This is a genomic window from Campylobacter sp. P0085 (genome assembly GCF_002139495.1).
In the GTDB taxonomy this organism is placed as follows: domain Bacteria; phylum Campylobacterota; class Campylobacteria; order Campylobacterales; family Campylobacteraceae; genus Campylobacter; species Campylobacter devanensis.
This window is the reverse complement of sequence record NZ_MJKB01000005.1, coordinates 98,765-123,585: the sequence shown is the minus strand read 5'-3', so window position 1 is coordinate 123,585 and position 24,821 is coordinate 98,765. Positions and strand designations below refer to the sequence as shown.

Genomic DNA, 24,821 nt, shown 5'->3' with positions numbered 1-24,821 from the left:
AAATTGGAACACAACTTGCTTAAGGACTAGAAAATTAACGCAGGAGCGATTATGCAAAATGGATATTATCAAGCAACTGGCGCAATGGTGACTCAGTTTAACCGCTTAGATATCATTACTAATAACTTAGCTAATGTAAATACTAGCGGATATAAAAAAGATGATGTGGTAATAGCTGATTTTGAAAGAATATTTAAAGAGACAAAGGATGCTTTGCCGCTAGAAAATCACACTAAAGATTCAGCTAAATTTCTAAACCGCACATTAAATAGAGTGCCACATATCAATGAGGTTTATACTGATTTTGGCACTGGTGGGCTAAAGCATACTAATAATCCGCTAGATATATCACTTGGCAAAAATGATCTATTTTTATTAGTAGATAGTCCATCAGGTATAAGGCTGACTAAAAATGGCTCACTAAATTTAGATAGCGAAGGATATTTAGTTACAAAAGAGGGTTATAGAGTACTGCCTAGCAACTATGCTGCTCAACAAGGACCAAATAGAGGTATTCAAATCCCGCAAGATACTCAAATGACAGTCGACAAAGATGGTAATATTTACGCAGGAGATGAGCCTGTGGGGAGATTTTATATCGCTCAGCCTAGAGAGCTTAGAGATTTACAAAAAGAGGGCGATAATCTCTATAAACTAGATAATATCGATGGCCTAACTGACAATATTGAAAGCGGATCAATTGCTCAAGGCTATGCACAAATCTCAAATGTAAATCCAGTTAAAGAGATGGTAAGTCTAATTGAAACACAAAGAATGGTAGATATGTACCAAAAAGTTATGACAACGCATATGAGCGACCTTAACCAAGATGCAATAAATAAACTAGCTTCTATGAGAGCTAATTAAAGGATAAGATAATGATAAGATCACTATATACAGCAGCTACAGGTATGATAGCACAACAAACACAAATCGATACAACTTCGCATAACATCTCAAATGTCAATACTATAGGTTTTAAGAAAAATAGAGCCGAATTTGCTGATTTAATGTATCAAACAATGCAATACGCTGGTACTCCTACAAGTGCTACTACAATGAGCCCAACAGGTATGGAAGTAGGTCTTGGCGTGCGTCCGACTGCTATTACAAAGATGTTTGGGCAAGGATATTTTAAAGAGACAGGAAATGCACTTGATATGACAATTGCCGGTAATGGATTTTTCCAAGTTCAGCTTCCAGATGGTACTACAGCATATACAAGAAATGGGGCATTTAAGTTAGATGGCGATGGAAATATAGTAAATAGCGATGGTTATAGACTACTTCCTGAGATGACTATCCCAGCTGACGCTACTGAAATTTCAATAGGAACTGATGGAACTATATCAGTACTTCAACCAGGCAATGAAGAGATGACACAGATCGGTCAAATAGAGTTAGCTAACTTTATAAACCCAGCCGGACTTCACGCTATGGGGGATAATCTATTTTTAGAAACCGCAGCGAGCGGAGCACCAAATATCGGTAATGGCGGTACTGATGGCTTCGGTCAGATCAAGCAACACTTTGTAGAGATGAGTAATGTCCAATTAGTAGAAGAGATGACTGATCTCATCACAGGCCAAAGAGCTTATGAAGCTAACTCAAAAGCAATCACAACAAGTGATGAAATGCTCCAAACCGTAAATCAGCTAAAACGATAATTTAAATAATTAAATTTGATATAGCCCTATTTATGGGCTATATTTACTGCTTTATCTCCTCTATCTCTATATTTTCTAAAGCTTTGATAAGTGGCTCTATATCATAGGATTTGATCTTTTGCTCCATTGTTTTTAGATATTTATCTATGTTTTGTGGAGTTAGGATATTTGTTTGATTTTTTATAGCGTCGAGCTGGATTGAATTTAAATCTATGTTATAGTGGCTTAAATCGTTGTAATTAGCTATATCATCAGCATAATCTAAATCATCAAATCCATATACTTTGACATTTTCTAGTTTGCTAGTTTCTTTAATAAACCATTTTAAAATTTCGCTCCATGTGTAAAAAAATATTGAGTTATCGTCTGTAAAATTATTTTCTATTACATAAAATAATCTAAGATATGGTGGGATAATGATTGAAAATTTAGTATTTGTGTATTTTTTAATGAAATTAATTAAATATCGATTTATATATTCTTGTTGTTTGGTGATATTAATCATATTTGGTTTTTTGAGATTATGAAATTTAGAATTTTTGATTGCTAAAAGTGTTGGTTTTACTCTCTCATCATTTTTATGTTTTATCCAATTATCAAATCCACCAAATCTATGTTTATTTTTATTATACCATGAAGTAATATTGTGGATTTTATACTCACCTATACACTCTTCTTTATCTAAAAATAATACTATGCATTTTAACATTTCTTTATTTAGATAAATTTTAATATCATCAAACGGATTTTTATTGTATAAATAATCAAAATGTGATACATCTTTTTTTGAGATTTTCACATTATAAAATGGATCTAATGAGTATATAATGTGTTTAGGTGGCGGTATTTGCCTTAAAAGATAGTCTGTGATTACAGCACTTTCATTAAGATAACTATCCAATAAAGATATATTGACAAAATTTCCACCTATTTTTTGATTTGCTTGAGTGGCTGAAGTTGTCTCTAGCATTGAGGTGCCTATTATATATGAGTCAAATTTATAATGTTTTATAATCCCTAAAGCTTGTTTTCTCATATCTGTAAAAAATGTAGCTTCTCTAAAGTATGGCTTATGAAATATCTGAAATGGGTCATAAATATATGTTAACCCAAGAATTATAACTACAAAAGGCAGTGGATATAATAAAGAAATAAATATAAATTTTTTCGCATTTTTATCTGACATGTTAAAACCTTAAAAATTAAAATATATAAACTCTACATATGGAGTTATGCTAAGTGTGATGAGTGCTATATATAGCAACAATCCAGCGAAAATTGCGTTTTTCAAATTTGGCTTAAATGAATTTAGCATCTCAATGCTATTTTTGCACATTAGAGTTATGATTAGTGCGATGATAAGATATATTATAGTATCATTTCTACCGCCAATTTGCTCTAAAATAAAAGGAAATCTAAGCTTTTGTGGTAGTTCTATCCAGACAACCCCAAACATTCCTTTAAGTAAATTCAAAGCCCCATCTAAGTTTTGACTTCTGAAAAATATCCAAGTGATATTTAAAAAATTAAATGTTATAAACCAGCAAAAAATTTTATAGATTTTTGAATTTGCGTATCTTAATGAGATATCAAAATATAGATAAATTCTATGAATCACCATAGCAATGCCATGAAGCGCACCCCAAATCACAAATCCCCATCCAGCACCATGCCAAATTCCGCTTAAAAATGCTACGATAAAGAGATTTCTAAGGGTTAAAACCTTGCCAAATCTATTGCCACCAAGTAGAATATATAGATAATCTTTTAAGAATCTACCTAAGGTTATGTGCCATCTACGCCAAAATTCGGTTATGCTTAATGATTTATATGGTGAGTTGAAGTTTATAGGCAAGATGATACCAAATATCAGCCCAAGCCCAATAGCCATATCACAATACCCACTAAAATCAAAATAGAGTTGAAAAGTATATGAAAGCGATGTTACCCATGACTCTATGATATTCATTACCCCGCCATTTTCTACATAGCTAAATCCAGCATTAGCCCACTTCGCAAAGCTATCTGCGATAAATACCTTTTTAAATAGTCCAATACTAAAGATAAATAGCCCTTTGGCTATGGATTGATATTGAGTAGGGATAGTCTCATTAGCTTTAAATTGTGGCATCATCTCTTTGTGATGGACTATTGGTCCGGCGATTAACTGCGGAAAGAAGCTGATAAACAAGCAATAATCTATAAAATCTATCTTTTTACCATGCTCCCTTAGGTCATTGATATCTACATTTTTATAGCAATCAGTTAAAAATGCGATCTGCTGAAAAGTGAAAAATGATATAGCTAAAGGCAAAACTATATGTGGCAAGGGGATATTGAAATTTAAATTTAAAATTTGATTAAAGAGATTGAAATTTTCTAATAAAAAATCTGTATATTTGAAAAACCCAAGTAAGCCAAGATTAAGGATAATTCCAATGATTAAAAGGCTCTTACCTCCCCCCAATTTGGCTAATTTGATAGATAAAATTCTACTAGCGATAAGGTAATTTATCAAAATCGACCAAACCAAAATAGGCAGATACAAAACATTCCAAAAAGCATAGAAAAATAGACTTCCTAGGACTAAAAATATATTAGAAGCCCTATGATAATTAAGGTATTTTAATAGATAAAATCCAACTATCATAACAGGCAAAAAGCCAAATATAAAAGCATAAGAGCTAAAAACCATAAATCTCCTTTTGTAAAAATAGCCCAAGATAATAGCAAAAAATTGCTAAATTTAATCTATAGTTTATTGGATTTTAAAATTTATTTTGTTATTCTTTTGGGATTTAATTAAAGGTATTTTGATGGCAAATTTAGTTAAGATTAGAGCCTTTGGCGAGTGGGAAGACCAAGAGCTTTTGATGCTTAGCATTCCGCATATTAATAGCGATTGGGCTGAGTATTTAGATGAAATTTTAGATAGCTATGAAGAGTTAGTAAGGGTGGTTAGTAATTACCAAAAAGTGCTATTGATCGCCCCAAATTCAAGTGATTTTGATAGGTTTAAAAAGTATAAAAATTGCGAATTTTTACAAATCGATACCGATGATACTTGGATTAGAGATTATGGTGCTATCGATGTGAATTTAGATGATGAGATTATCAGCTATGATTTTAAATTCAACGCTTGGGGCGGAAAGTTTAAAAGTAGCAAAGATAATGCACTAAATAAGAAGTTATTTGAGTATTTTGGAACTAAATTAGAAGAGATTAATTTGATTTTAGAAGGTGGAAGTATAGATTTTAATGGTGATGGAGTAATGCTTACAACCACTGAGTGCTTATTAAATGATAATAGAAATAGATTTAGTAAAGATGAGCTTGAGATAAGGCTAAAAGATCTGTTTGGGTTAAAAAAGATAATTTGGTTAAATCATGGATTTATAAAAGGCGATGATACCGATAGTCATGTAGATACTCTAGCTAGATTTATTGATAAAAATACAGTAGCTTATGCTGCTTGCTATGATAAGAGTGATGAGCATTATGAAGAATTAAATTTAATGAAGCAAGAGCTTGAAGCAGCTGGGTTTAATCTTGTAGCTCTACCATTGCCAAAACCTGTAATTTATGAAGGCAAAAGACTTGGCGCTACATATTGCAATTTTATATTTATAAATAATGCTGTAATTGTACCAACTTATGCAGATAAGGTGGCTGATGAATATGCTATAAATGCTCTTAAAAATGCTTTGCCTAATAAAGATATAATAGGTGTAGATAGTAGAGTCTTTATCAGGCAAAATGGTAGCTTACACTGCTCAAGCCAAAATAGATTTAAAAGGATAAAATAGTGAAAGTAGCATTAATCGCACATAGATATTATGGGGACAAAGATAGCACAATTAAGTATACTACACAGATGATTCAAAAAGCCGCCAAAGATGGAGCGCAGCTAGTCGTGCTTCAAGAGCTTCATCAAGGGGCGTATTTTTGTCAAGATGAGAGCGTGGGTAAATTTGATCTAGCAGATGATTATGAAAAAGATAAAATTTATTGGTCTAATGTAGCTAAGGATAATAAAATAGTGCTAGTAACTTCGTTATTTGAGAAGAGAGCTGAGGGCTTATATCACAATACTTCAGTTGTCTTTGATAGCGATGGAAAAGAGGCTGGCAAATATAGAAAGATGCATATCCCTGATGATCCAAATTTTTATGAGAAATTCTATTTTACGCCAGGTGATTTAGGTTTTAGGCCTATTGATACGAGTTTAGGTAGGCTTGGGGTTTTAGTTTGCTGGGATCAGTGGTATCCAGAAGCGGCTAGATTGATGGCTTTAAGCGGGGCTAAAATTTTGATATATCCAACGGCAATTGGATGGTTTGATGGAGACGATGAAGCGACTAAATCGGCTCAATTAGAAGCTTGGGTGGCAGTCCAAAGGGGGCATGCTGTAGCCAATAATCTACCTGTTATCGCTGTTAATCGTGTAGGATTTGAGAGTGATGAGTGCGGTGGTGGGATTAGATTTTGGGGAAATAGCTTTGTTTTTGATGCTCAAGGCGTGGAGCTATTTAGAGCCAATTCCACAGATGAGATCGTCCAAATAGTAGATATAGATATGAAAAAATGCGAAGAAGTTAGGCGATGGTGGCCGTTTTTAAGAGATAGAAGAGTCGAGTCTTACGGCGATATCACAAAAAGATTTATAGATTGAGCCTATCTTTGAAATCAGGCATTAAAGAGTAGATAAAATTATAAAACTCCTTTTGGTGGTGTGGGTAGATAAGGTGCGCTAGTTCATGAAGGACTACATATTCGATAAATTTGATATCTTTTTGAATTAAATTTGTGCTAAAGTTTAAGTAGCCTTTTTTACTATTGCAGCTCCCCCACCTTGTGTTCATCTTTTTGATTCTTATGGCATTTATAGGTCTATTTATTTTAGGATTATATATATTTATATACTGGTTTATTAGATCTTTTAATATGCTATTTGCGTAGTTTGTAAAAGTTTGAATATCTGGTGTAAATATTTGATTATCAATAATTTTAAAATCTGGTGAAATTTGAATTTGATAGTTTTTACCTAGAAATTTTATGGAGTTTGGGTCTGTTTTTGGGATTTTTGATAGGGTTTTTTCTATCCATTTAGTATGAGATGAGATAAAGCTGTCTATCTGAAATTTGCTTGCATTGAGTGGAGCTACTAGCTTAATATCGCCAGTTTTAGTAATCTTTAAGCGTAGATATTTTACCCGTTTTTTGCTATATTCTATTTTAAAACCCTTATACTCTATCAAGCTAATTCCTTAAGATTAAATTTCAAGATTTTATCTAAATTATTGCTATATTTATTTAAAAAATATTCAAAATTTAAATTTTAAATTTAAATATTTTTTAAATAAATAGTATTTGATTTAATATTTGATTTTATTATTAAACTCTATTTTAGTAATGCTTTTGTATAATACTAGATTTAATTTTTTAAATAAGGAATAAGATGGCTAGATCATTTAGTAGATCAGACATTAGAATTTTGGGGCTTTCATCTCTTGGTGGAATGCTTGAGTTTTATGATTTTATTATCTTTGTATTTTTTGCTTCTTATATATCATTGCTATTTTTTCCGGCTGATTTAGATCCATTTTGGGCTATTTTTAATACATATGGCACCTTTGCTGCTGGATATTTAGCTAGGCCGATTGGTGGGGTGATTATGGCACATTTTGGGGATAAAAATGGCCGTAAAAATATGTTTATGCTCTCTATTTTGCTTATGGTTATTCCTACATTTTTATTAGGTATTATGCCAACATTTGAAAGTATTGGATATTTAGCACCAATTATTTTAGTTATTATTAGAATTTTACAAGGTATTGCAATTGGCGGAGAGCTTCCTGGAGCGTGGGTATTTGTTAGTGAGCATGCACCTCGTGGAAAGCTATATACTAGCATAAGCATTCTAACAGCAGCAGTTGTAGCTGGTATCTTGCTTGGTAGTTTTGTTACTATGATTGTTAAAGATATTTGGAATGATAATGAGATTAGAGATGGGATGTGGAGATTGCCATTTATTTTAGGTGGTGTCTTTGGGATTATATCTATATATCTTAGAAGATATTTAAGTGAAACTCCGGTATTTAAAGAGATGCAAGAGAGAAATGAGCTTGATAAAATTCCTTTAAAATCTGTATTTAAATTTCATAAAATTGATAGTATCGTATCTATGCTTATCACTTGGGTTTTAACTGGATGTATTGTTGTTCTTATACTTTTAATGCCAAATTTTATGCCTAAGGCATTTAACGCTGATGGAGTTGAGTTAGGGCGTCTTACAACTATATATATGCAGATGGGTGCTATAGTTCTTTTATGTTTTGGTTGTTTTGTTTATGGTAGATTAAGTGATAAATATGGTATTGCTAAAACTACTTTAGTATTGGCTTTATTATTTTCAATTAGTGTTTATGCCTATTTTGATGCGCTTTATAGTGGGGCGAGTTTTGAGATGGTATTGATTTTATACTTGCTAAGTGGGTTGCTAGCCTGTGTTGGGCCGTGTGGGGCGCCATTTTTGATGATTGCAATATTCCCTAATAAACTTAGATTTAGTGGGATTTCATTTGCTTATAATATTGCTTATGCTATAGCTGGTGGTGTTACTACTCCATTTGCTACTGCTATGGTATTTAAATTTGACCCTATGTATTTGGCGTATTATATGGTAGTTCTTGGCTTTATAGCTGCTGGTTGTAGTATATGGTTTATGCTTAGACGCAAAGATCTTAACATATAGGAATTGATATGGCTCTTATTGATCTTATAGAAGTTAGTAAAAAATTTGGCGATAAAATTATTTTAAATGAGACGAATTTCAGTGTAAATGAAAAAGAAAGAATCGCCATAATAGGTAAAAATGGTGGCGGTAAGAGTACATTAATGAAGATCTTGCGTGGAGAGTGCGAGATTGATAGCGGTAGAGTGATAAGGCAAAACTCAATAAGTATTGAGATGTTAGCTCAATCACCTAAATTTAATGATAATTTAAGCGTAAAAGATGCATTAAATTATGAATTAAAAGAGATATTTGATGCTAGAGATGAGTATGAGAAAGTTTTAGCTAAAATAAGCAATGAGCATGATAATCATGAATTACTTCATCGTCAAGATGAGCTTGTTAAATTTATTGAGTCTAAAGATGGTTGGAATATAGAAAATAAAATTGAGAGAATTTTAGATAGTTTTGGGCTTAGAGAGTATGAGAATAGGCTTGTTAATAGTTTAAGCGGCGGAGAGATACGCAGAGTAGCACTTGGTGCTTTAATATTAAAAAAACCAGATGTGCTTTTACTTGATGAGCCTACAAACCATCTTGATGTTTATATGGTGAGATTTCTTGAAGAGCTATTATTAGCCTCTAATCAAACAATTGTATTTATTAGTCACGATAGATATTTTATCGATAGACTTGCTACTCGTTCAGTTGAGATTGAAGATGGAGCATTAAGAAGTTTTGATGGAGGATATGCTAATTATCTAACCAAAAAAGAGGAAATTCTAAGAAGCTTAGCTAAATCTCACGAGACACTAATAAAAAATTTAAAAAGCGAAGAAGAGTGGTTAAGACGCGGTGTAAAAGCAAGGCTAAAACGCAATGAAGGTAGAAAACAAAGAATCTTAGCTATGCGTGAAGAGGCTAAGAAAAATCCAGGATTAATTAGAAGAGTTAAACTAGAGCTAGAAAGAGCTAGTAAGAGTTTTAATGGTGGTGGATTAAATCAAAATCGCAAAAAGATGCTATTTGAGTGTAAAAATTTATCTAAAACTATAGATAATAAGGTACTTTTTAGCGATTTTAACGCTAGGGTTTTACAAGGTGAGCGCATAGGAATAGTAGGTAGAAATGGTAGCGGTAAATCTACTATGCTAAAGATATTGCTAGGAGAGCTAAGCCCAGATAGTGGTGTAATCAATCGTGGCGATATCAAAATTGGCTATTTTGATCAAAGCAGAAAGAGTATTAGTGATGATAAGTCCTTAATTGAGCTATTTTGCCCTAATGGTGGCGATCATATAATGGTTCGCGGAAGAAATTATCATGTGTATGGATATCTTAAAAATTTCTTATTTCCAAAGGAGTTTTTAGACAAACCTGTGGGCGTACTAAGTGGCGGAGAAAAAAATCGCCTAGCTTTAGCTCTTCTTTTTACTAAAGAATATGATTGTTTAATTTTAGATGAGCCAACAAATGATCTTGACATAGCTACTATTAATATATTAGAGGAGTATCTACTTAGCTTTGAAGGAGCGATATTAATAGTAAGCCATGATAGGTATTTTATAGATAAGATTACTAATAAGCTTTGGGCGTATGAAAATGGCAAAATTGAGCAAATTTATATGGAGTATAGTGAATACTTAGATATAGAAGAGGAGCTAAATCAGCTAAGTGATATAGAATCAGAGCTAGGTCAAAACATAGAAACTAAAGAGAAACAAAAAACATCTAAGGTTAAACTAACCTATAAGCAAAATCAAATTCTACAAAATCACCCAGCACTAATAGAAGCTTTAGAGAGTAGAATAAGTGAATTGAATCACGCTCTTTCAACCCCAGAAATTTACCAAAAAATAGGCTTACAAACTCTATTTGAAGAGCTTGAAGAGAAAAAGGGTGAATTGAATTTGCTAGAAAATGAGTATTTTGAGGTGCTTGAGCTTTCTCAAAATTAAGGGATATAAATGGTAGAAAATAGACAAACTTGGAGTTCTAGACTTACATATATTTTAGCTGTTGCGGGTGCTACTATCGGCTTTGGCGCTACTTGGCGTTTTCCATATTTAGTAGGCCAAAATGGCGGCGGAGCTTATGTTCTTATATTTTGTATAGCGATGATTGTTATTGGCATTCCAATGATTTTAGCTGAAAATGCCATAGGTAGAAGACTACATATCAACTCAGTAGATGCATTTGGTGGTTATGCAAATGGTAAAAAAGTAAATCCATTGTGGAAAATTGTCGGATGGATGGGGATTTGTGGTGCCTTTGGTATTATGGCGTATTATATGGTAATTGGCGGTTGGGTGTTAGATTATATATATAATATTATTGTTGGTGGATTTGATATTTCACAGCCAATTAGTGCTACTGTAACAGCTGAGTTTTATGAGATAAATATTATTAATTCGCCACTTGCTATTGGTATTATGACAGCTATTTTTGTGCTTATTAATTATATTATATTAGTAAAAGGCGCAGTAGATGGAATAGAGAAGGCCGCTAAATATCTAATGCCATTACTATTTATATTGATGCTAGCTATGGTTGCTAGGAATGTCACACTTGATGGAGCTATTGAAGGTATTAAATTCTATCTTACGCCTGATTTTAGTAAAATAACTATGAAGCTATTTATCGATGTTTTAGGTCAAGTTTTCTTTGCATTATCGCTTGGATTTGGGGTTATGATTACACTTTCTAGCTTTTTAAGAAAGGATGAAGATCTTATAAAAACCTCAGTAATTACTGGGATTGTAAATACCGTAATTGCTGTAGTAGCTGGATTTATGATATTTCCATCTTTATTTACTTTTGGAATTTCTCCTGATAGCGGACCAAGTTTGGTATTTAAGAGCTTACCAATAGTATTTTCTAATATGTTTGCTGGTCAGATTATGGCTATTGCGTTTTTTGGGCTACTTATGATTGCGGCACTTACTACTTCGTTGCCAATTTATGAGGTTATTATTACTGTTTTAGAAGAAAAATTTAAAATTAAACGCCATAATGCTATTGTGTTAGTACTTAGTGTAATTTTTGTAGTTGGCAATATCCCTTCTTTGATGGCGACAAATATCCTATCAGATATTACAATTTTTGGTAAAAATATATTTGATGCTTATGATGCTATTAGTGCTACTATATTTTTTGTGCTGACTTCTTTGTTTTGTGCGCTTTTTGTTGGTTGGGTGCTAAAAGATGAGGCTAAAGCTGAGATAATGTATGGAACGAAAAGCTCAAAAACTATTGTAAATATGTGGTTTTATTATGTTAAATTTGTAATTCCATTTATAATCTTAGTTGTATTTATTAGTAGTTTTTATAATAATTTTTTAAAGTGAGTTTTTATGCTTGAAATTTTAATTACTTTGTATGCTTTATTTACAATTTATAGAGTGGTTTTAAGTATCTTACAGATAAATTACATTAAAAGATGTAAGGAGCCAGTAGTATTGCCTAAGGCAGAATTTCATAATGCCGCAATCGTAGCAATACAAAAGCAAAAATTTGAGATAATTCATAATATTTTTCTATTTATTACTGTAGCTATATGGAGCGTATGGGGCGCTAGTGCTTTGGCTTCTAGCCTTAGTGGTATAGAGATGGTTATAGTAAGAGATGCTTTGCTTGTTGCTTTATTTTTAGTCATTGGGGCAGTAATTAACCTACCTTTTGAGATATATAGTAAATTTGTAATGGATAAGAAATTTGGCTTTTGCAATAGCACAGTTGGGCTTTTTGCTATGGATTTTATTAAAAGTATAATAATGATTTTTGTATTTGGATTTGGAGTTTCATGGATTTTATTAAATTGCTATGAGTTTTTAGGGCAGAGCTGGTGGATATGGGCTTTTGCGATTAGTTTTGGATTAATTTTGTTAGTAAATTTGATATATCCGACAATTATTGCTCCAATATTTAATAAGATTACTCCATTGCAAAATGATGAGTTAAATTTAGCTATAAATAATCTATTAAACTCATGTGGATTTAAAAGTAGTGGTATATATAGTATGGATGCTAGTAAAAGAGATAATAGATTAAATGCTTATTTTGGTGGGATTGGAGCGACTAAGAGAGTAGTATTATTTGATACATTAATAAACAAACTTGATAAAAATGAGATTATAGCAGTTCTTGGCCATGAGCTTGGTCACTTCAAACATAAAGATATAATTAAAAATATAGCCTTAATGAGTGCGGTTTTATTTGGTTTTTTTGCAATTTTTGGAAATATTCCAGTTAATATTTATACCGCACTTGGATTAGAACAAAGTGGTGGCGGATTGTTTATCTTTTTCTTGCTATACTCTTCACTTTTTATGGTGGTTGTAGAGCCTTTAATATCGACATTTTCTAGGTCGCATGAATTTGGCGCTGATGAATTTGGCGCTAATAAAACTAATAAAGAGTATATGATATCAGCTCTTAAAAAACTTGGTAAAGAAAATAAATCTTTTCCACTTTCTCATCCATTTTATAGTTTTGTATATCATTCACATCCAACCCTATTTGAGAGGCTAAAGCGTCTTGAGAATTTGTGATGGTTTGAACTTAGCCAAGGAATTTGGTAATCGTTTTGCGTACTTATTAATGGAGTTTCATTTAAAAAAAAGTAGAGAGTGGATATTTTTACATTTAAATGATGAGTTGGCTAAAAAAGATAAATTCATAGAATTATTAGATAGATATAAAAATGGAGAGCCATTAGAGTATATTTTTGGTTGTTGTGAGTTTATGGGAAGAGATTTTGAGGTAGGGCAGGGAGTTTTAATCCCAAGATTTGAGACTGAGATTTTGATAGAAAAAGCCCTAGAGATAGCTAGTAAATTTAATGCACCAAGGATTGCTGAGATTGGTGTTGGGAGTGGAATTATTAGTATATCTTTAGCCTTAGAGCTTAAAAATGCTAAAATAATTGCTACTGATATTAGTCCAGATGCACTCAAGTATGCTAAGATAAATAAAGATAAATTTCAAGTCGATATAGAGCTTATAGAGTCAAATTATCTTGATAAAGTTAATGGTGATTTTGATATTATTATCTCTAATCCGCCATATATTGCAGCCAATTATCCGCTGGATAAATGGGTTTTAAGTGAGCCAAAAACAGCATTAATAGGTGGTCAAATTGGTGATGAGATATTAAAAGATATTATTAATCTAGCAAAATCTAGAGCTAAATATTTAATTTGCGAAATGGGCTATGATCAAAGAGAATCTATGAAAAATTATCTTGATAAGCTTGATTTTCAAAGTGAGTTTTATACCGATTTAGCTGGATTAGATCGTGGGTTTGTAGCTTATAATAAAGGAAAATAATGGTTAAATTTAGAAGTTTTTATCTGCTTTTGCTTGGTATTTGTATTGGTGCTGAGCTTGCTATTGGGATATTTATGGCGCCTGTGATATTTTATCCATCGCAATATATTGGCGAAGGAGTTTTGAGCCACTATCAAAGCGGTCAATTAATGACTCAAGTATTTTTAAAATATAATGTGATGTTGACATTTATCTCATCGCTAATTTTTCTTTTTGAGATTATTAATTTGAAAAATAGCGAGAGTTTTAATTATAAAATTAGCGCATTTTTCTTAGCACTTATTATAACTCTTTTGGCTATGTCGTTTGTATTTTATTTCACGCCATATATTCTTCAAGCTCAAAAAATCGGCGCTGAAGCGACTGCTACGGCTGAATTTGCTAGTATGCATAAAGCTAGTGAATTTGTGATGAAAGCAATGATGTTGGCTCAAGTGGCACTATTTTTCATTAGAGTGCGTAAGGAGAGTTAATGGGATTAAAGGTTAGAATTTATTACGAAGATACAGATAGTGGTGGGATAGTATATCATAGCAATTATATTAAATTTTGTGAGCGTGCTAGAAGTGAGATAGTATTTGCTTCGGGAATTGAATTTAATGATAGTCGTCACTTTGTAGTTACAAAGCTTGAAGCGCACTATTTAAAACCTACTGTTTTAGGAGATATATTAGATGTTCAAACCAAGCTTGTCAAGGTTGGCAGTGTAAGTTTAACCCTAGCTCAAGATATATATAAAGTAGCAAACATTAAAGGAGAGTGCGAGCGTGAATTGATATTTCGTGCAAAGGTTATAGTAGGGTTTATTAGCGATGGAAAGCTCTCTAGACTTGAGCCAGAATTTGCTAGAGTTTTTGGCCGGTTAAATGAACATTAAAGCTAAGTAATAGGATTTACCTATTACTACTCATCAAAATAAAATCCATAATTTCCAGCACGCATAATATTTATATTGTATTGTATTTGATTATTTTGCATCTCTTCTTTAAAGATAGCTTTTGCGCTTTTGTTTATGTAGTTTAGATATATAAAATCCATTCCAATCATTGTAGAGTAAGCCACCCAATCATAATCAAGCTTTTCTCCTAAAATAGCACTAAGTGTCTCTAGCTGGCTATCAGGAGTCATTATGGAGTTAGCAATATACATATTTTTACGATCACCACTTTGAGTAAGGCTGATTAAAGCGCTATTATAGTTAAGCTGAGTTGAGAGCAGTATGTGAGGTGTAAGCTCAAATACTCTAAATTGCGAACTAAGTAGTGCGCTTTTAATTAATGGAGTATTTAAAAATATAGAGCTATTTTTAACTTTATAATTATTTTTTAAGAAATTTAGCTTTATATCACTACCTTCTATATTCTTAATATATGCTTCATTTGTGTTATTAGTAACTAGATTATTTAGCATATCTGAGACTCTACTACCATCGCCAAATGTGGTTATTTTATGGTTGGCTTTTGTTAATAGCTTTTGAATTTGTGCTTCATAATCAATGCCACCAAAGAATAAATTTGATCTTGGGTTTGAAATATTTTTGATATTGATTGTTGGAATGTAAAATATTAAATCATCATAATCATCGCTATTTACAATCTCTAAGCCGTTTGTTGTTAGTGGAGCAATAAGATATTTAAATCCAGCATTTTTTGCTCTGTTTATAGCTAAATTTAGATTTTCTGCACTCTCATCACCGCTATAAAATATCTCAATATGCGAACCAACATCACGTTTGAAAATATATGCAAAAACTGAATCACTTACTACTACAGAGTAGCTTTTTATTACATCTTGAGGAATTATTAGGGCAACTTTTATATCTTTGCGGCCAATCTCAATCTCTGGAATGGTTGCAAGCTTTTTAATACCAGCATAGTAGCTCTTAAAAGGTTCGCTCATAGTTAGCGGAGTGTAGATAAATTGGATAAAATCAACCCCACGAGATAACTCTTTTAAGCACTCTTTATCACATCTAGATTGCGAATTTGCCTGTATGACTGCTATAAAAATCATAAAAAATGAAATAATTAAATTTTTCATAAATATCCTTTTATTTTTTTTAAATCTGCTATAAACTCATTAGCTTTACTAGGATTTTTGTCTATCCAAGCGTTATCAAAAGTCGGCATATAAAGTGAATTTTTAAGTCTATAAATGCCACCTCTATGGCTCTCAAATGAGCCATTTTTAGCTAGTTCTTTAAAACAATTTAATCCAAAGCTTACAATAAATTTAGGTTTAATGATTGCAAGTTCTTGGTTAAAAAACTTTGTACAAATATCATTATAATACCAATTATTCTGCTTATTAATACATTTTAAAATATATGTAAAATATATCTCATTTGCGTTAAGTCCAGCTAAATTTAAATATCGCAAAAGCGAATCATCAGGAGTACAAAGACCATTTTTATCGCTTCTAACATTTGGACTATCAAGCACAAAAACTACACCACTACTAATATTTCCACTACCAATGACTGCGTTAGTTCGGCTTTTGCATAGCTGGCAAAGATTACAGCTTTTTATTTGTGTATTTAATAGCTTTAAAGAGTTAAACTCAGATATTTTATGTGGTAAAATCTCATCAAAGCTAACAAATTTAAAACCCATTGTACGCAATATCTCAAGCTTGTAAATGGTATAATTTTTATCCATTATACTACCAAAAAGCTATTTAATCTTTAATAAAATTTGCTAAATTTTCCAACTCTTTACCATCGAGTCTAAGATGAAAAAACTCATCTCTATTTTTAGCGCCAAGTTTATAATAAAACTCTAAACTTGGTTTATTCCAAGTCAAACACTCCCACTCTAGTCGCCCCAATCCTTCATCAATGCATTTTTTAGCAAGAATAGCTAAAAATTGTTTACCAATACCATTGCCACGGAATTTAGGCTGAACATATAAATCCTCTAAATATATCCCCGCACGCCCAAGAAAGCTAGAGAAGGTATAAAAATATATAGCATATCCTATGATTTTTTCGCTATGTTGGCAAACTAAAATGTGAGCGTATTTTTTTTCAAAAATAGAATTTTGAAATAATTCATCACTAAATTTTATCCTATCACTCATCTTTTCATATTCAGCCAGTTCTTTAACAAGATTAATTATATCTTTGATATCATCTTTTTTGGCGGGTCTAATTTTATACATTTTCTACCTTAAATTTTAAAATTTATGCTAGATTATAGCAATTTGGAGCTGAATTTGAAAAAAATTTGATTTAAAATCCAATAAACTATCTAAAATTTAAGTCAAATTTGATATAATTTCCCTGCCTGGATGACTCGATAGCATTTTTATGAAGGTCCAACAAATTAGTATTAGCGAAGATGTGCAGAGTGGTGTGACGCGACTTTGATTGATGCCTAACGGTTTAGAAGCTGCGACCTAAAGCTGCTGCCTATTTGCAAGATTGGCTTTATATTAGGGCCGATTCTACTATGCACCGACCATCTGGGTATTTTAAATTTATAGGAATTATATGAATATTCTCATTATTGGAAGTGGCGGTAGAGAGTACGCCATTGGACTTAGATTAACTCAAGATAACCAAACACATAATCTTTTTTTCTCGCCAGGTAATGGAGCAACTGCAAATTTGGGTCAAAATGTAGATATTAAAGATTTTAATGATCTTGCTAAATTCGCACTTGAAAATAAAATAGAACTTACTATAGTTGGTCCTGAAAATGCTTTAAGCGATGGTGTGGTTGATATCTTTAAAGCTAATAATTTAACTATTTTTGGTCCATCACGTGCTGCTGCAAGATTAGAGAGTTCAAAAGCATATATGAAGGAATTTTTAGCCAAAAATAGCATAAGAACAGCAAGATTTATAAATACTAATAATTATGATGAAGCGGCTGAATTTATTGATACCTTAGGCGATATAGTTGTAGTAAAAGCAGATGGGTTATGTGCTGGAAAAGGTGTAATAATTGCTAAGAGCAAAGATGAGGCTAAGACTGCTGTAAAAGATATGCTAAGCGGGGAAAGCTTTGGTGCAGCTGGTAAGAGAGTTGTAGTAGAAGAGTTTTTAGATGGATTTGAGCTTAGTTTTTTTGCTATTTGCGATGGAAATAACTTCGTCTCACTTCCAGTAGCACAAGATCATAAAAGATTGCTAAGCGGCGATGAAGGGCCAAATACTGGTGGAATGGGTGCTTATGCACCAAGCCCATTAGCCAATGAAGAGCTAATAAAAAGAGTAGAAAAAGAGGTAGTAGAACCGACACTTAAAGGAATGCAAGCTGAGAATGCGCCATTTTGCGGGGTATTATTTGTAGGATTAATGGTGGTAAATGATGTGCCATATGTGCTTGAATTTAATGTTAGATTTGGCGATCCGGAGTGTGAGGTTTTAATGCCATTAATTCGTGGTGAACTAGGTGAGATTTTGCACGGTGCAGCACTTGGAAAATTAAGTAAATTTGAACTAGAAAATGAGATTGCTGTAGGCGTGGTGCTAGCTAGTAAAGATTATCCATATAAAAGCAGTCCAGCAGCTAAAATAAGCGTAGAAAATATTCCACAAAACTCGCATATAGCATATGCTGGAGTGTCGTTAGAAGGCGGTAAATTATATGCGACAGGTGGTAGAGTACTAGTAGCTGTAGGTAAAGGAACGAGTGTAAAAGAGGCTAGAGATAGAGCTTATGAACTAGCTAAAAATATTCAATTTGATGGTATGCAATACCGTGATGATATCGGATATCAGGCGCTTTAATGAGAGAGAGCTTAGAAGAGAAATTATATAGAGAAAATATTACTATTGCAAGCATAAATAAGAGAGCTCTAGCTTATGCTATCGATGATGTTATCATATCTGTGCTATTTATGTTAATTTATTGGGATTATATCGCTAGAGCCAGTGATATTGGCGTTGAGGCTACATTAGCTGCGATATCAAATTTATTTTGGCAAATTGCGCTTATGAAAGTGGCGTATCATACATTTTTTATCTGGTACTATGCTGCAACCCCTGGTAAAATGTTATGCAAGCTTGTTTGTATAGATACTGTAATGCTATCTAGACCTAGCCTTAGTAGTAGCTTTTTAAGAGCTTGTATGAGGCTTTTGAGCGAGACGCTATTTTATATTGGATTTTTTTGGGCGCTTGGTAATTCTCAGCGGCAAACATGGCAAGATAAATTAGCCAAGACTGTAGTTTGTAATGCGTATTAGATTACTAGCATTTGCTGGGCTTTTATGTGGCGAGCTTTTGGCCAATATAGAAAATGTCGAATTTTTAGCTAGTGATGTGCAAAAAGATGGCGATATAATCAGTGCTAGTGGTAATGTTTTGTTATATTCACAAAACTACTTAGCTAGTGCTGATAGTGCAAAGTATGACCAAAAAAGTAATATTATAGAGCTATTTGGTAACGTAAATTTAATGCGTGGTGAGTATGAAGCCAGCCGCTCAGAATATGCTAGAATTAATCTTGCAACTAATGAAATGAGCTTTGATAGAAGCTTTGCAATTGACAAGAAAAAAGAGATTTGGCTTCAAAGTAATGAGAGTTGTAGTTCTGATGAGATGCTAAGTGTTAAAAATGCTATTGTATCTAGTTGTAATGTTAGCGATCCAGATTGGCATATAGGATTTAGTAGCGGTGAATTAAATAAACAAAGCAAATTTTTACATCTTTACAATCCTGTATTTTATGTTAAAAACACCCCTGTGATGTATCTACCATATTTTGGTTTTAGCACTGATAAGACTAGAAGAACTGGACTTTTAACTCCACAGTTGTCATATAGTGGAGATGAAGGACTGGTGTATTTACAGCCAATTTATGTGGCTGAGTATAATGAATGGGATTTAGAATTTGACCCGCAAATCCGTACAAATAGAGGGGTTGGGCTATATTCAACTTTTAGATTTGCTGATTCACCGTACTCTAATGGATATATTCGTTCTGGAATATTTAATGAGAGAAGTGAGTATAAAAATCGTGAGAATTTAAAAAATAAACAGCATCGTGGAATTGAGTTAGGCTATGATAGAGATAGGTTAATTAGTTATTTAATTGATGGTGATTTTAAAGAGGGCTTGTGGCTTGAATTTGTAAATCTAAATGATATTGATTATTTAAATTTACGTGGTAGAGATGGATCTAGTCATGCCTCACTAGTAGAATCTAGATTAAATTATTTTATTGCTACAGATAATCACTATCTAGGTACATATGCTAAATACTATATTGATACGGCAAAAATCGGTACAAAATATGGTAATGATGATACGCTTCAAGAGCTACCAAAGGTGCAATATCATAGCTTTTTTAATACCTTTATAGTGCCAAATTTGACTTATTCATTTGATGTTAAATATCATAATTACACTAGAGAAATTGGCGTAAGTGCTAATCAATATGAGATTGATATTCCTTTGGGATTACAGTTTGGATTATTTGATGATTATGTAAATTTATATATTAGTGAGAATTTATACGCTTCACATGTTGATTATAACAGAGCAAAGTACTATGATGGCAGTGATTTTTACAATAATCATTATGATGATATAATTAACCATTATCATAGAATCTTGTTAGAAAATGATATGTCAAGGGCATTTAGCAGCTTTTATCATACTATAAATTTTAAATTTGATTATATTAAACCAGGGTATAATAATGGTGATATCAACGAAAAGCTATTAAAGTATTATATGATAAAAGATGGCGCAACCTATGATCCAAATAATCTAGCACTATTTGAAGATAACTTTATCGATAGAGTTTCAAATAGCTTTACAACTGAGCGAATAACATTTGATGGAACTCAATTTTTTTACGATGTTAATGGCCAAAAAGTGCTAAGACACAGCGTAAAAGAGAGCTATGATTTTGATAGAGATGAGTTTGAGAGTTTTGAGAATCGAATAAATCTATATTATGGTAATTTTGATTTTGGTAATAAAATAGAATATTCGCATTTAGATCATGATATCGCAAAGATTCAAACCGGTATATCATATAGCGGAACTAAAATTGCTACTAGAATCTGGCATACATATGATAAAAACTTTTATGATGGCGATGCATATGATAAGGAGAGCTATCTAAGTGGCAATGCAAGTTTAAAACTTCCATATAATTATGAGATATTTGCAGGTGTGGATTATGATCTGCAAAGGGATTATACTAAAATGTGGCAAGGCGGTATCCACTATAAAAGAAAATGCTGGGATTATAGCTTAATTTATAAAGAAGATATCGAACCTAAAAATACTAGCGCTGGATTAGAGTCTAAAAAAAGCCAGGGCGTGTATCTATATTTTAGCTTCTATCCATTAGGGGATGTGGGATATGATTTTTCCATTGAACAAGATAATAAGGCCACAAATTGATAAGCCCAAATGATCTTAAATTTCAAGATGAACTAGATGCAGCAAGTAAATTGCTAGATGTATTGCCACATAATGAGTTAATATCTGGCGATTTTGTCGTAGTTTGTTCATCTTTAGATAGTGTTGTTTTGGCTAATGCTATTGCTAATGAGCTAGATCTTAGTTATGAGCTGTTTTTTAGTGAGAGACTTTATGCGCCAAATAATCCTGAGTGTGAAATTGCTATAGTTAGCGAGACTGAGGAGATTGTTTATAACAGTGAATTGGTTAATGCTTTTGATATAAGCTTAGATTTTATTTATGGTGAAGCACACCGTAAATATGAGGAAAAAATTTTAAAAAATGTTTATAAATATCGTAAAGGTAAGCTTTTAGAAAATCTTCAAGGTAGAAATATTTTATTAGTTGATTTAGGATGTCAAACGGGTATTACAGCACTTGTATGCATTAAATCGTTAATAAATTTAAATGTAAAATCTATAACATATGGCACTCCACTTATAGCAGCTGATATATTATCATACTTTAATACCTTGGTTGATAGTTTATATTATGCTAAAAAGATAAGCAATTTTGTGGATGTAGATTTTTATTACAATTCTAGAGTTGCAGTAGAGTCGGCTATGTCTATTTTAGAAGATAGTCCGCACTATTTACCACTACAAAAAATACAAAAATCAAAGGAGATATAAATGCAGTGCAGTATAGAAGTAAATAATCAAATTCAAATTTTTGATCTAAATAAGGTTGCTAAACAAGCTAGCGGAGCAGTGCTTTTAAGGGTAAAAAATACCGTAGTACTAGCTACAATAGCAAGAGAAGATACTCAAGTTGAAGAGGATTTTTTGCCTTTGACTGTTCAGTATTTAGAAAAACAATATGCAGCTGGTAGAATTCCTGGCGGGTATGTCAAGCGTGAGACAAAGCCAGGAGAATTTGAGACTCTTACAAGTCGTATAATAGATAGAAGCCTTCGTCCGTTATTTCCAAAAGGCTATGCCTATCCTACTCAAATAGTAGTTATGGTATTAAGTGCTGATCCTGAGGTGGATTTACAAGTCGTAGGATTAAATGCTGCAAGTGTAGCTTTGTATTTAAGCGATATTCCAGTTGAGCGTCCAGTGTGTGGAGTGAGAGTTGGGCATATTGATGGTGAGTTTGTCTTAAATCCTAGTAATTCAGAACTTAAAAAATCCACACTTGATCTATATGTAGCTGGGGTTAAAGATGAGCTTTTGATGATTGAGATGAGAAGCTTGCCGACATTAACTAATGATATAACCTCTATGATAGCGATGGATCCAGTAGTTGATATGGGTCTATGTAGTGAGTTTATTCAAAAGCAATCAATGAATGAATTTGATGAATCTAAGATGCTTGAAGCGATTAAATTCGCTAATGAAGCTATCATAAATGGCTCTAATGCCTATGAAGAGGCCTTTAAAGATTATAAAAAACTAGCAGCAAATTTAGAGTATAAAAGCGAGATAGAAAATAACGATATCGCAATTTATATAGATGAGTTTTATAAAACTGAAGTTAAAAACGCTATAAATCAGATGGCAAAAAGTGAAAGAGCAAGTGAATTAGTTAAAATAGCTAATCAAATTGCCCTTAGCGATACAGCTATAAGCGAAGGCTGGGATAAGAATTTAATACTAAATATATTAGGTAAATATAAGAAGAAAATCGTAAGAGAACAGATAATAAATGAATCAAAAAGAGCTGATGGTAGAGGGCTTAGAGATGTTCGTCCAATTAGTATCGAGACAAATATATTACCAAATGCACATGGTAGTTGTCTATTTACAAGAGGGCAAACACAAGCTTTAGTAGTAGCAACTTTAGGGACTGATAGTGACGCACAAATGAGCGAGATATTAACAGAAAAGGGCGTTGTAGCAGAGAAATTTATGTTTAATTATAACTTTCCAGGCTTTAGCGTAGGTGAGGCTAGTCCTATTAAGGCTCCAGGTCGTAGAGAGTTAGGTCATGGTAATTTAGCCAAAAGAGCCTTGTATCCAAGCATAGATCTAGATAGCCCATACTCTATTAGATTGGTAAGCGAAATTTTAGAAAGTAATGGCTCAAGCTCTATGGCTAGTGTATGCGGTGGTTCTTTAGCGCTTAGAGCCGCTGGAGTACAAAGTTGCAAGCTAGTAGCAGGTGTAGCTATGGGGCTTGTATTTGAAGGTGATAAGCATGCTGTATTAACTGATATTATGGGCTTAGAAGATCATGATGGCGATATGGATTTTAAAGTCGCAGGTAGCAAAGATGGCATAACTGCACTACAAATGGATATCAAACTTGGCGGCATTAGTCATGAAGTTTTAAAAGAGGCTTTATTGCAAGCCAAAGAGGCTAGAGAACATATCTTAGCCATTATGGAAAAAGCCAGTGATGATATAGTTATAAATGAAGAGATATTGCCAAAATTAGAGCTATTTAGCGTAGATCCATCAAAAATAGTTGATATCATCGGTCAAGCTGGAAAAACTATCAAAGAGATAATTGAGAAATTTGATGTAAGCATCGATTTAGATAGAGAAAAGGGCGAGGTTAAAGTAGCCGGTTCGCAAAAAGGCAAGGTTGAAGCAGCCAAAGAGTATATAATCCAAATCACACAAAAAGATCTAAAAACAAGAGGTGGTAAAAAAGAGGTTAAAAATATAGATAATTTTAAAATTGGAGAGGAATTTGATGGAGAGATTAAAAAGATAGCTACTTTTGGTGCTTTTGTCTCATTAAGAGATGGGGTAGATGGTCTCCTTCATATCTCAAAAATTAAATCACCTATTAAAGAAGGTGATCGCATTAAAGTAAAAGTAAGCGAGATAAAAGCTGGTAAAATTTCACTAGATTTAGTTTAAAAGGGGTGCTTATGAATATCAAAAAAATATTTTGTCCATTAGTTAATAATGATGAAATACAAAATCATATTTATGGTGGTTTGCTTATTGCTAAGGAATTTGGTGCTCATATAGATTTTTTATCTTCTCAGATAGATCTTGAGTTAATATCAAATTTAGATATGACAATTAGTAGAAGCAATATGTTTGAGTCTTTAAAAGGTGCTTTTGCTACTGAATTAAATGATCAAAAAAACAAAAATTACCAAATTTTTGAAAAAATTTGCGGTGAATTATGCATCAGCATCGGCGATATCACAGGCACAGCAAGTGCGAAATTTGAGACACAAAATGGAATTAGAAGTCGCCTTTATGAGTATGAGGCGAAATTTTGTGATTTAGTTGTGGCAGCGACTCCATTAAAGGGCGAGGCGACATCTACATTTGATGCAACGGTAATAAATAGCGGCAAAAATGCTATTATTATCCCAAATGAGATGAAAAAATTTAGTATGGATAATATATTAATTGGCTGGAATGGTACTACAAGTATCTCAAGAAGTTTAACAAATTCTATAAATATTTTAAAAAGAGCAAAAAATATTCATATTATCGTAACTAAAAAATATGATGATACAGCTTTAAACGCTAAATCAAAACTACTTGAATATCTAAAGTATCATAATATCAATGCTACATTTGAGGTGGTTACTACCACAAATATACCAGGAGAGGCTTTATTAGAAAATACACTAAAAGGCAAATTTGATATGGTTATAGCTAGTAGCTATGGAGAAAATGGGGTAAAAGAGATATTCTTAGGTGGTAGCACGAAGTATTTCTTAGAAAATACTCCAGTGCCAGTTTTTATGTAG

General features: G+C 32.5%; 23 protein-coding genes. 17 read left to right on the top strand and 6 right to left on the bottom strand.

Annotated elements, in window-relative coordinates:
• Positions 1–51: 51 nt before the first annotated feature.
• Together CIGNP85_RS06820 and flgG are read left to right on the top strand one after the other, a co-directional pair.
• A complete protein-coding gene (locus CIGNP85_RS06820) occupies positions 52–867 on the top strand; it encodes a flagellar hook-basal body protein (protein ID WP_086224782.1) in 816 nt (271 codons plus the stop codon).
• Between the two features lie 11 nt (positions 868–878).
• Positions 879–1,667 (top strand): flagellar basal-body rod protein FlgG, encoded by a 789-nt coding sequence (gene flgG, locus CIGNP85_RS06815; protein ID WP_086224781.1) that lies wholly within the window; start codon positions 879–881, stop codon positions 1,665–1,667.
• A 43-nt stretch (positions 1,668–1,710) separates the two neighbouring features.
• Here flgG and CIGNP85_RS06810 read toward each other — a convergent pair whose 3' ends face one another.
• Both CIGNP85_RS06810 and CIGNP85_RS06805 read right to left on the bottom strand, forming a co-directional pair.
• Positions 1,711–2,853 carry a hypothetical protein gene (locus tag CIGNP85_RS06810; protein WP_086287615.1) on the bottom strand — a complete coding sequence of 381 codons (1,143 nt, stop codon included), beginning with the start codon at positions 2,851–2,853 and terminating at the stop codon, positions 1,711–1,713.
• A 9-nt stretch (positions 2,854–2,862) separates the two neighbouring features.
• Positions 2,863–4,362, bottom strand: coding sequence for an MBOAT family O-acyltransferase (locus CIGNP85_RS06805; protein WP_086287612.1), 1,500 nt, complete (start codon positions 4,360–4,362; stop codon positions 2,863–2,865).
• Positions 4,363–4,501: 139 nt separating this feature from the next.
• Between CIGNP85_RS06805 and CIGNP85_RS06800 the strand changes: the two genes are divergently transcribed.
• Complete coding sequence (locus CIGNP85_RS06800; RefSeq protein ID WP_086287686.1) at positions 4,502–5,473, top strand: agmatine deiminase family protein; 972 nt, start codon at positions 4,502–4,504, stop codon at positions 5,471–5,473.
• Positions 5,473–6,339, top strand: coding sequence for a carbon-nitrogen hydrolase (locus CIGNP85_RS06795; RefSeq protein WP_086268726.1), 867 nt, complete (start codon positions 5,473–5,475; stop codon positions 6,337–6,339). The genes CIGNP85_RS06800 and CIGNP85_RS06795 overlap by 1 nt, the downstream gene beginning before the upstream one ends.
• Here CIGNP85_RS06795 and CIGNP85_RS06790 read toward each other — a convergent pair.
• Positions 6,329–6,925, bottom strand: a complete 597-nt coding sequence (locus tag CIGNP85_RS06790; RefSeq protein ID WP_179187395.1) for a M48 family metallopeptidase — start codon at positions 6,923–6,925, stop codon at positions 6,329–6,331. The genes CIGNP85_RS06795 and CIGNP85_RS06790 overlap by 11 nt on opposite strands.
• A gap of 200 nt (positions 6,926–7,125) precedes the next feature.
• Here CIGNP85_RS06790 and CIGNP85_RS06785 point away from each other — a divergent pair, with 200 nt between their 5' ends.
• From CIGNP85_RS06785 to CIGNP85_RS06755, 7 genes are read left to right on the top strand one after another with little or no spacing between them, the layout of a single operon-like run.
• Positions 7,126–8,421 (top strand): MFS transporter, encoded by a 1,296-nt coding sequence (locus CIGNP85_RS06785; RefSeq protein WP_086287608.1) that lies wholly within the window; start codon positions 7,126–7,128, stop codon positions 8,419–8,421.
• Positions 8,422–8,429: 8 nt separating this feature from the next.
• Positions 8,430–10,358, top strand: a complete 1,929-nt coding sequence (abc-f, locus tag CIGNP85_RS06780) for a ribosomal protection-like ABC-F family protein (RefSeq protein WP_086242745.1) — start codon at positions 8,430–8,432, stop codon at positions 10,356–10,358.
• A gap of 9 nt (positions 10,359–10,367) precedes the next feature.
• Positions 10,368–11,747, top strand: coding sequence for a sodium-dependent transporter (locus CIGNP85_RS06775; RefSeq protein ID WP_086287605.1), 1,380 nt, complete (start codon positions 10,368–10,370; stop codon positions 11,745–11,747).
• A 6-nt stretch (positions 11,748–11,753) separates the two neighbouring features.
• A complete protein-coding gene (locus CIGNP85_RS06770) occupies positions 11,754–12,950 on the top strand; it encodes a M48 family metallopeptidase (protein ID WP_086287603.1) in 1,197 nt (398 codons plus the stop codon).
• Entirely contained in the window at positions 12,937–13,728 is a 792-nt protein-coding gene (gene prmC, locus CIGNP85_RS06765; protein WP_086241056.1) for a peptide chain release factor N(5)-glutamine methyltransferase, read from the top strand. Before CIGNP85_RS06770 ends, prmC begins: the two co-directional genes overlap by 14 nt.
• Complete coding sequence (locus CIGNP85_RS06760) at positions 13,728–14,201, top strand: DUF4149 domain-containing protein (protein WP_086238685.1); 474 nt, start codon at positions 13,728–13,730, stop codon at positions 14,199–14,201. Before prmC ends, CIGNP85_RS06760 begins: the two co-directional genes overlap by 1 nt.
• On the top strand, positions 14,201–14,605 hold the full coding sequence (locus CIGNP85_RS06755; protein WP_086241057.1) for a YbgC/FadM family acyl-CoA thioesterase: 405 nt from the start codon (positions 14,201–14,203) through the stop codon (positions 14,603–14,605). Before CIGNP85_RS06760 ends, CIGNP85_RS06755 begins: the two co-directional genes overlap by 1 nt.
• Positions 14,606–14,631: 26 nt before the next feature.
• Here CIGNP85_RS06755 and CIGNP85_RS06750 read toward each other — a convergent pair whose 3' ends face one another.
• The 3 genes from CIGNP85_RS06750 to CIGNP85_RS06740 are packed head-to-tail and all read right to left on the bottom strand — an operon-like array spanning position 14,632 to position 16,887.
• Positions 14,632–15,768 carry a hypothetical protein gene (locus tag CIGNP85_RS06750; RefSeq protein ID WP_086287600.1) on the bottom strand — a complete coding sequence of 379 codons (1,137 nt, stop codon included), beginning with the start codon at positions 15,766–15,768 and terminating at the stop codon, positions 14,632–14,634.
• Complete coding sequence (locus tag CIGNP85_RS06745; RefSeq protein WP_086241059.1) at positions 15,765–16,385, bottom strand: uracil-DNA glycosylase family protein; 621 nt, start codon at positions 16,383–16,385, stop codon at positions 15,765–15,767. The genes CIGNP85_RS06750 and CIGNP85_RS06745 overlap by 4 nt, the downstream gene beginning before the upstream one ends.
• A 19-nt stretch (positions 16,386–16,404) precedes the next feature.
• On the bottom strand, positions 16,405–16,887 hold the full coding sequence (locus CIGNP85_RS06740; protein WP_086241060.1) for a GNAT family N-acetyltransferase: 483 nt from the start codon (positions 16,885–16,887) through the stop codon (positions 16,405–16,407).
• 331 nt (positions 16,888–17,218) lie between these two features.
• Between CIGNP85_RS06740 and purD the strand changes: the two genes are divergently transcribed.
• From purD to CIGNP85_RS06710, 6 genes are read left to right on the top strand one after another with little or no spacing between them, the layout of a single operon-like run.
• Positions 17,219–18,463, top strand: coding sequence for a phosphoribosylamine--glycine ligase (gene purD / locus CIGNP85_RS06735; protein ID WP_086224765.1), 1,245 nt, complete (start codon positions 17,219–17,221; stop codon positions 18,461–18,463).
• Positions 18,463–18,921: an RDD family protein gene (locus CIGNP85_RS06730; protein WP_086287597.1), complete on the top strand. Its 459-nt coding sequence runs from the start codon at positions 18,463–18,465 to the stop codon at positions 18,919–18,921. Before purD ends, CIGNP85_RS06730 begins: the two co-directional genes overlap by 1 nt.
• A complete protein-coding gene (locus tag CIGNP85_RS06725) occupies positions 18,911–21,094 on the top strand; it encodes an LPS-assembly protein LptD (RefSeq protein WP_086241061.1) in 2,184 nt (727 codons plus the stop codon). The genes CIGNP85_RS06730 and CIGNP85_RS06725 overlap by 11 nt, the downstream gene beginning before the upstream one ends.
• Entirely contained in the window at positions 21,091–21,786 is a 696-nt protein-coding gene (locus tag CIGNP85_RS06720; protein ID WP_086224762.1) for a phosphoribosyltransferase family protein, read from the top strand. The genes CIGNP85_RS06725 and CIGNP85_RS06720 overlap by 4 nt, the downstream gene beginning before the upstream one ends.
• Positions 21,787–23,967 carry a polyribonucleotide nucleotidyltransferase gene (locus CIGNP85_RS06715; RefSeq protein WP_086287595.1) on the top strand — a complete coding sequence of 727 codons (2,181 nt, stop codon included), beginning with the start codon at positions 21,787–21,789 and terminating at the stop codon, positions 23,965–23,967.
• Between the two features lie 11 nt (positions 23,968–23,978).
• Entirely contained in the window at positions 23,979–24,821 is an 843-nt protein-coding gene (locus CIGNP85_RS06710; protein ID WP_086287593.1) for a universal stress protein, read from the top strand.

Bases quoted from the DNA above. Each gene is read 5' to 3' on its own strand.
- CIGNP85_RS06820 (WP_086224782.1), top strand. From the start codon at position 52: ATGCAAAATGGATATTATCAAGCAACTGGCGCAATGGTGACTCAGTTT.
- flgG (WP_086224781.1), top strand. From the start codon at position 879: ATGATAAGATCACTATATACAGCAGCTACAGGTATGATAGCACAACAA.
- CIGNP85_RS06810 (WP_086287615.1), bottom strand. From the start codon at position 2,853: ATGTCAGATAAAAATGCGAAAAAATTTATATTTATTTCTTTATTATAT.
- CIGNP85_RS06805 (WP_086287612.1), bottom strand. From the start codon at position 4,362: ATGGTTTTTAGCTCTTATGCTTTTATATTTGGCTTTTTGCCTGTTATG.
- CIGNP85_RS06785 (WP_086287608.1), top strand. From the start codon at position 7,126: ATGGCTAGATCATTTAGTAGATCAGACATTAGAATTTTGGGGCTTTCA.
- abc-f (WP_086242745.1), top strand. From the start codon at position 8,430: ATGGCTCTTATTGATCTTATAGAAGTTAGTAAAAAATTTGGCGATAAA.
- CIGNP85_RS06775 (WP_086287605.1), top strand. From the start codon at position 10,368: ATGGTAGAAAATAGACAAACTTGGAGTTCTAGACTTACATATATTTTA.
- CIGNP85_RS06770 (WP_086287603.1), top strand. From the start codon at position 11,754: ATGCTTGAAATTTTAATTACTTTGTATGCTTTATTTACAATTTATAGA.
- CIGNP85_RS06760 (WP_086238685.1), top strand. From the start codon at position 13,728: ATGGTTAAATTTAGAAGTTTTTATCTGCTTTTGCTTGGTATTTGTATT.
- CIGNP85_RS06755 (WP_086241057.1), top strand. From the start codon at position 14,201: ATGGGATTAAAGGTTAGAATTTATTACGAAGATACAGATAGTGGTGGG.
- CIGNP85_RS06750 (WP_086287600.1), bottom strand. From the start codon at position 15,768: ATGAAAAATTTAATTATTTCATTTTTTATGATTTTTATAGCAGTCATA.
- CIGNP85_RS06745 (WP_086241059.1), bottom strand. From the start codon at position 16,385: ATGGATAAAAATTATACCATTTACAAGCTTGAGATATTGCGTACAATG.
- CIGNP85_RS06740 (WP_086241060.1), bottom strand. From the start codon at position 16,887: ATGTATAAAATTAGACCCGCCAAAAAAGATGATATCAAAGATATAATT.
- purD (WP_086224765.1), top strand. From the start codon at position 17,219: ATGAATATTCTCATTATTGGAAGTGGCGGTAGAGAGTACGCCATTGGA.
- CIGNP85_RS06730 (WP_086287597.1), top strand. From the start codon at position 18,463: ATGAGAGAGAGCTTAGAAGAGAAATTATATAGAGAAAATATTACTATT.
- CIGNP85_RS06725 (WP_086241061.1), top strand. From the start codon at position 18,911: ATGCGTATTAGATTACTAGCATTTGCTGGGCTTTTATGTGGCGAGCTT.
- CIGNP85_RS06715 (WP_086287595.1), top strand. From the start codon at position 21,787: ATGCAGTGCAGTATAGAAGTAAATAATCAAATTCAAATTTTTGATCTA.
- CIGNP85_RS06710 (WP_086287593.1), top strand. From the start codon at position 23,979: ATGAATATCAAAAAAATATTTTGTCCATTAGTTAATAATGATGAAATA.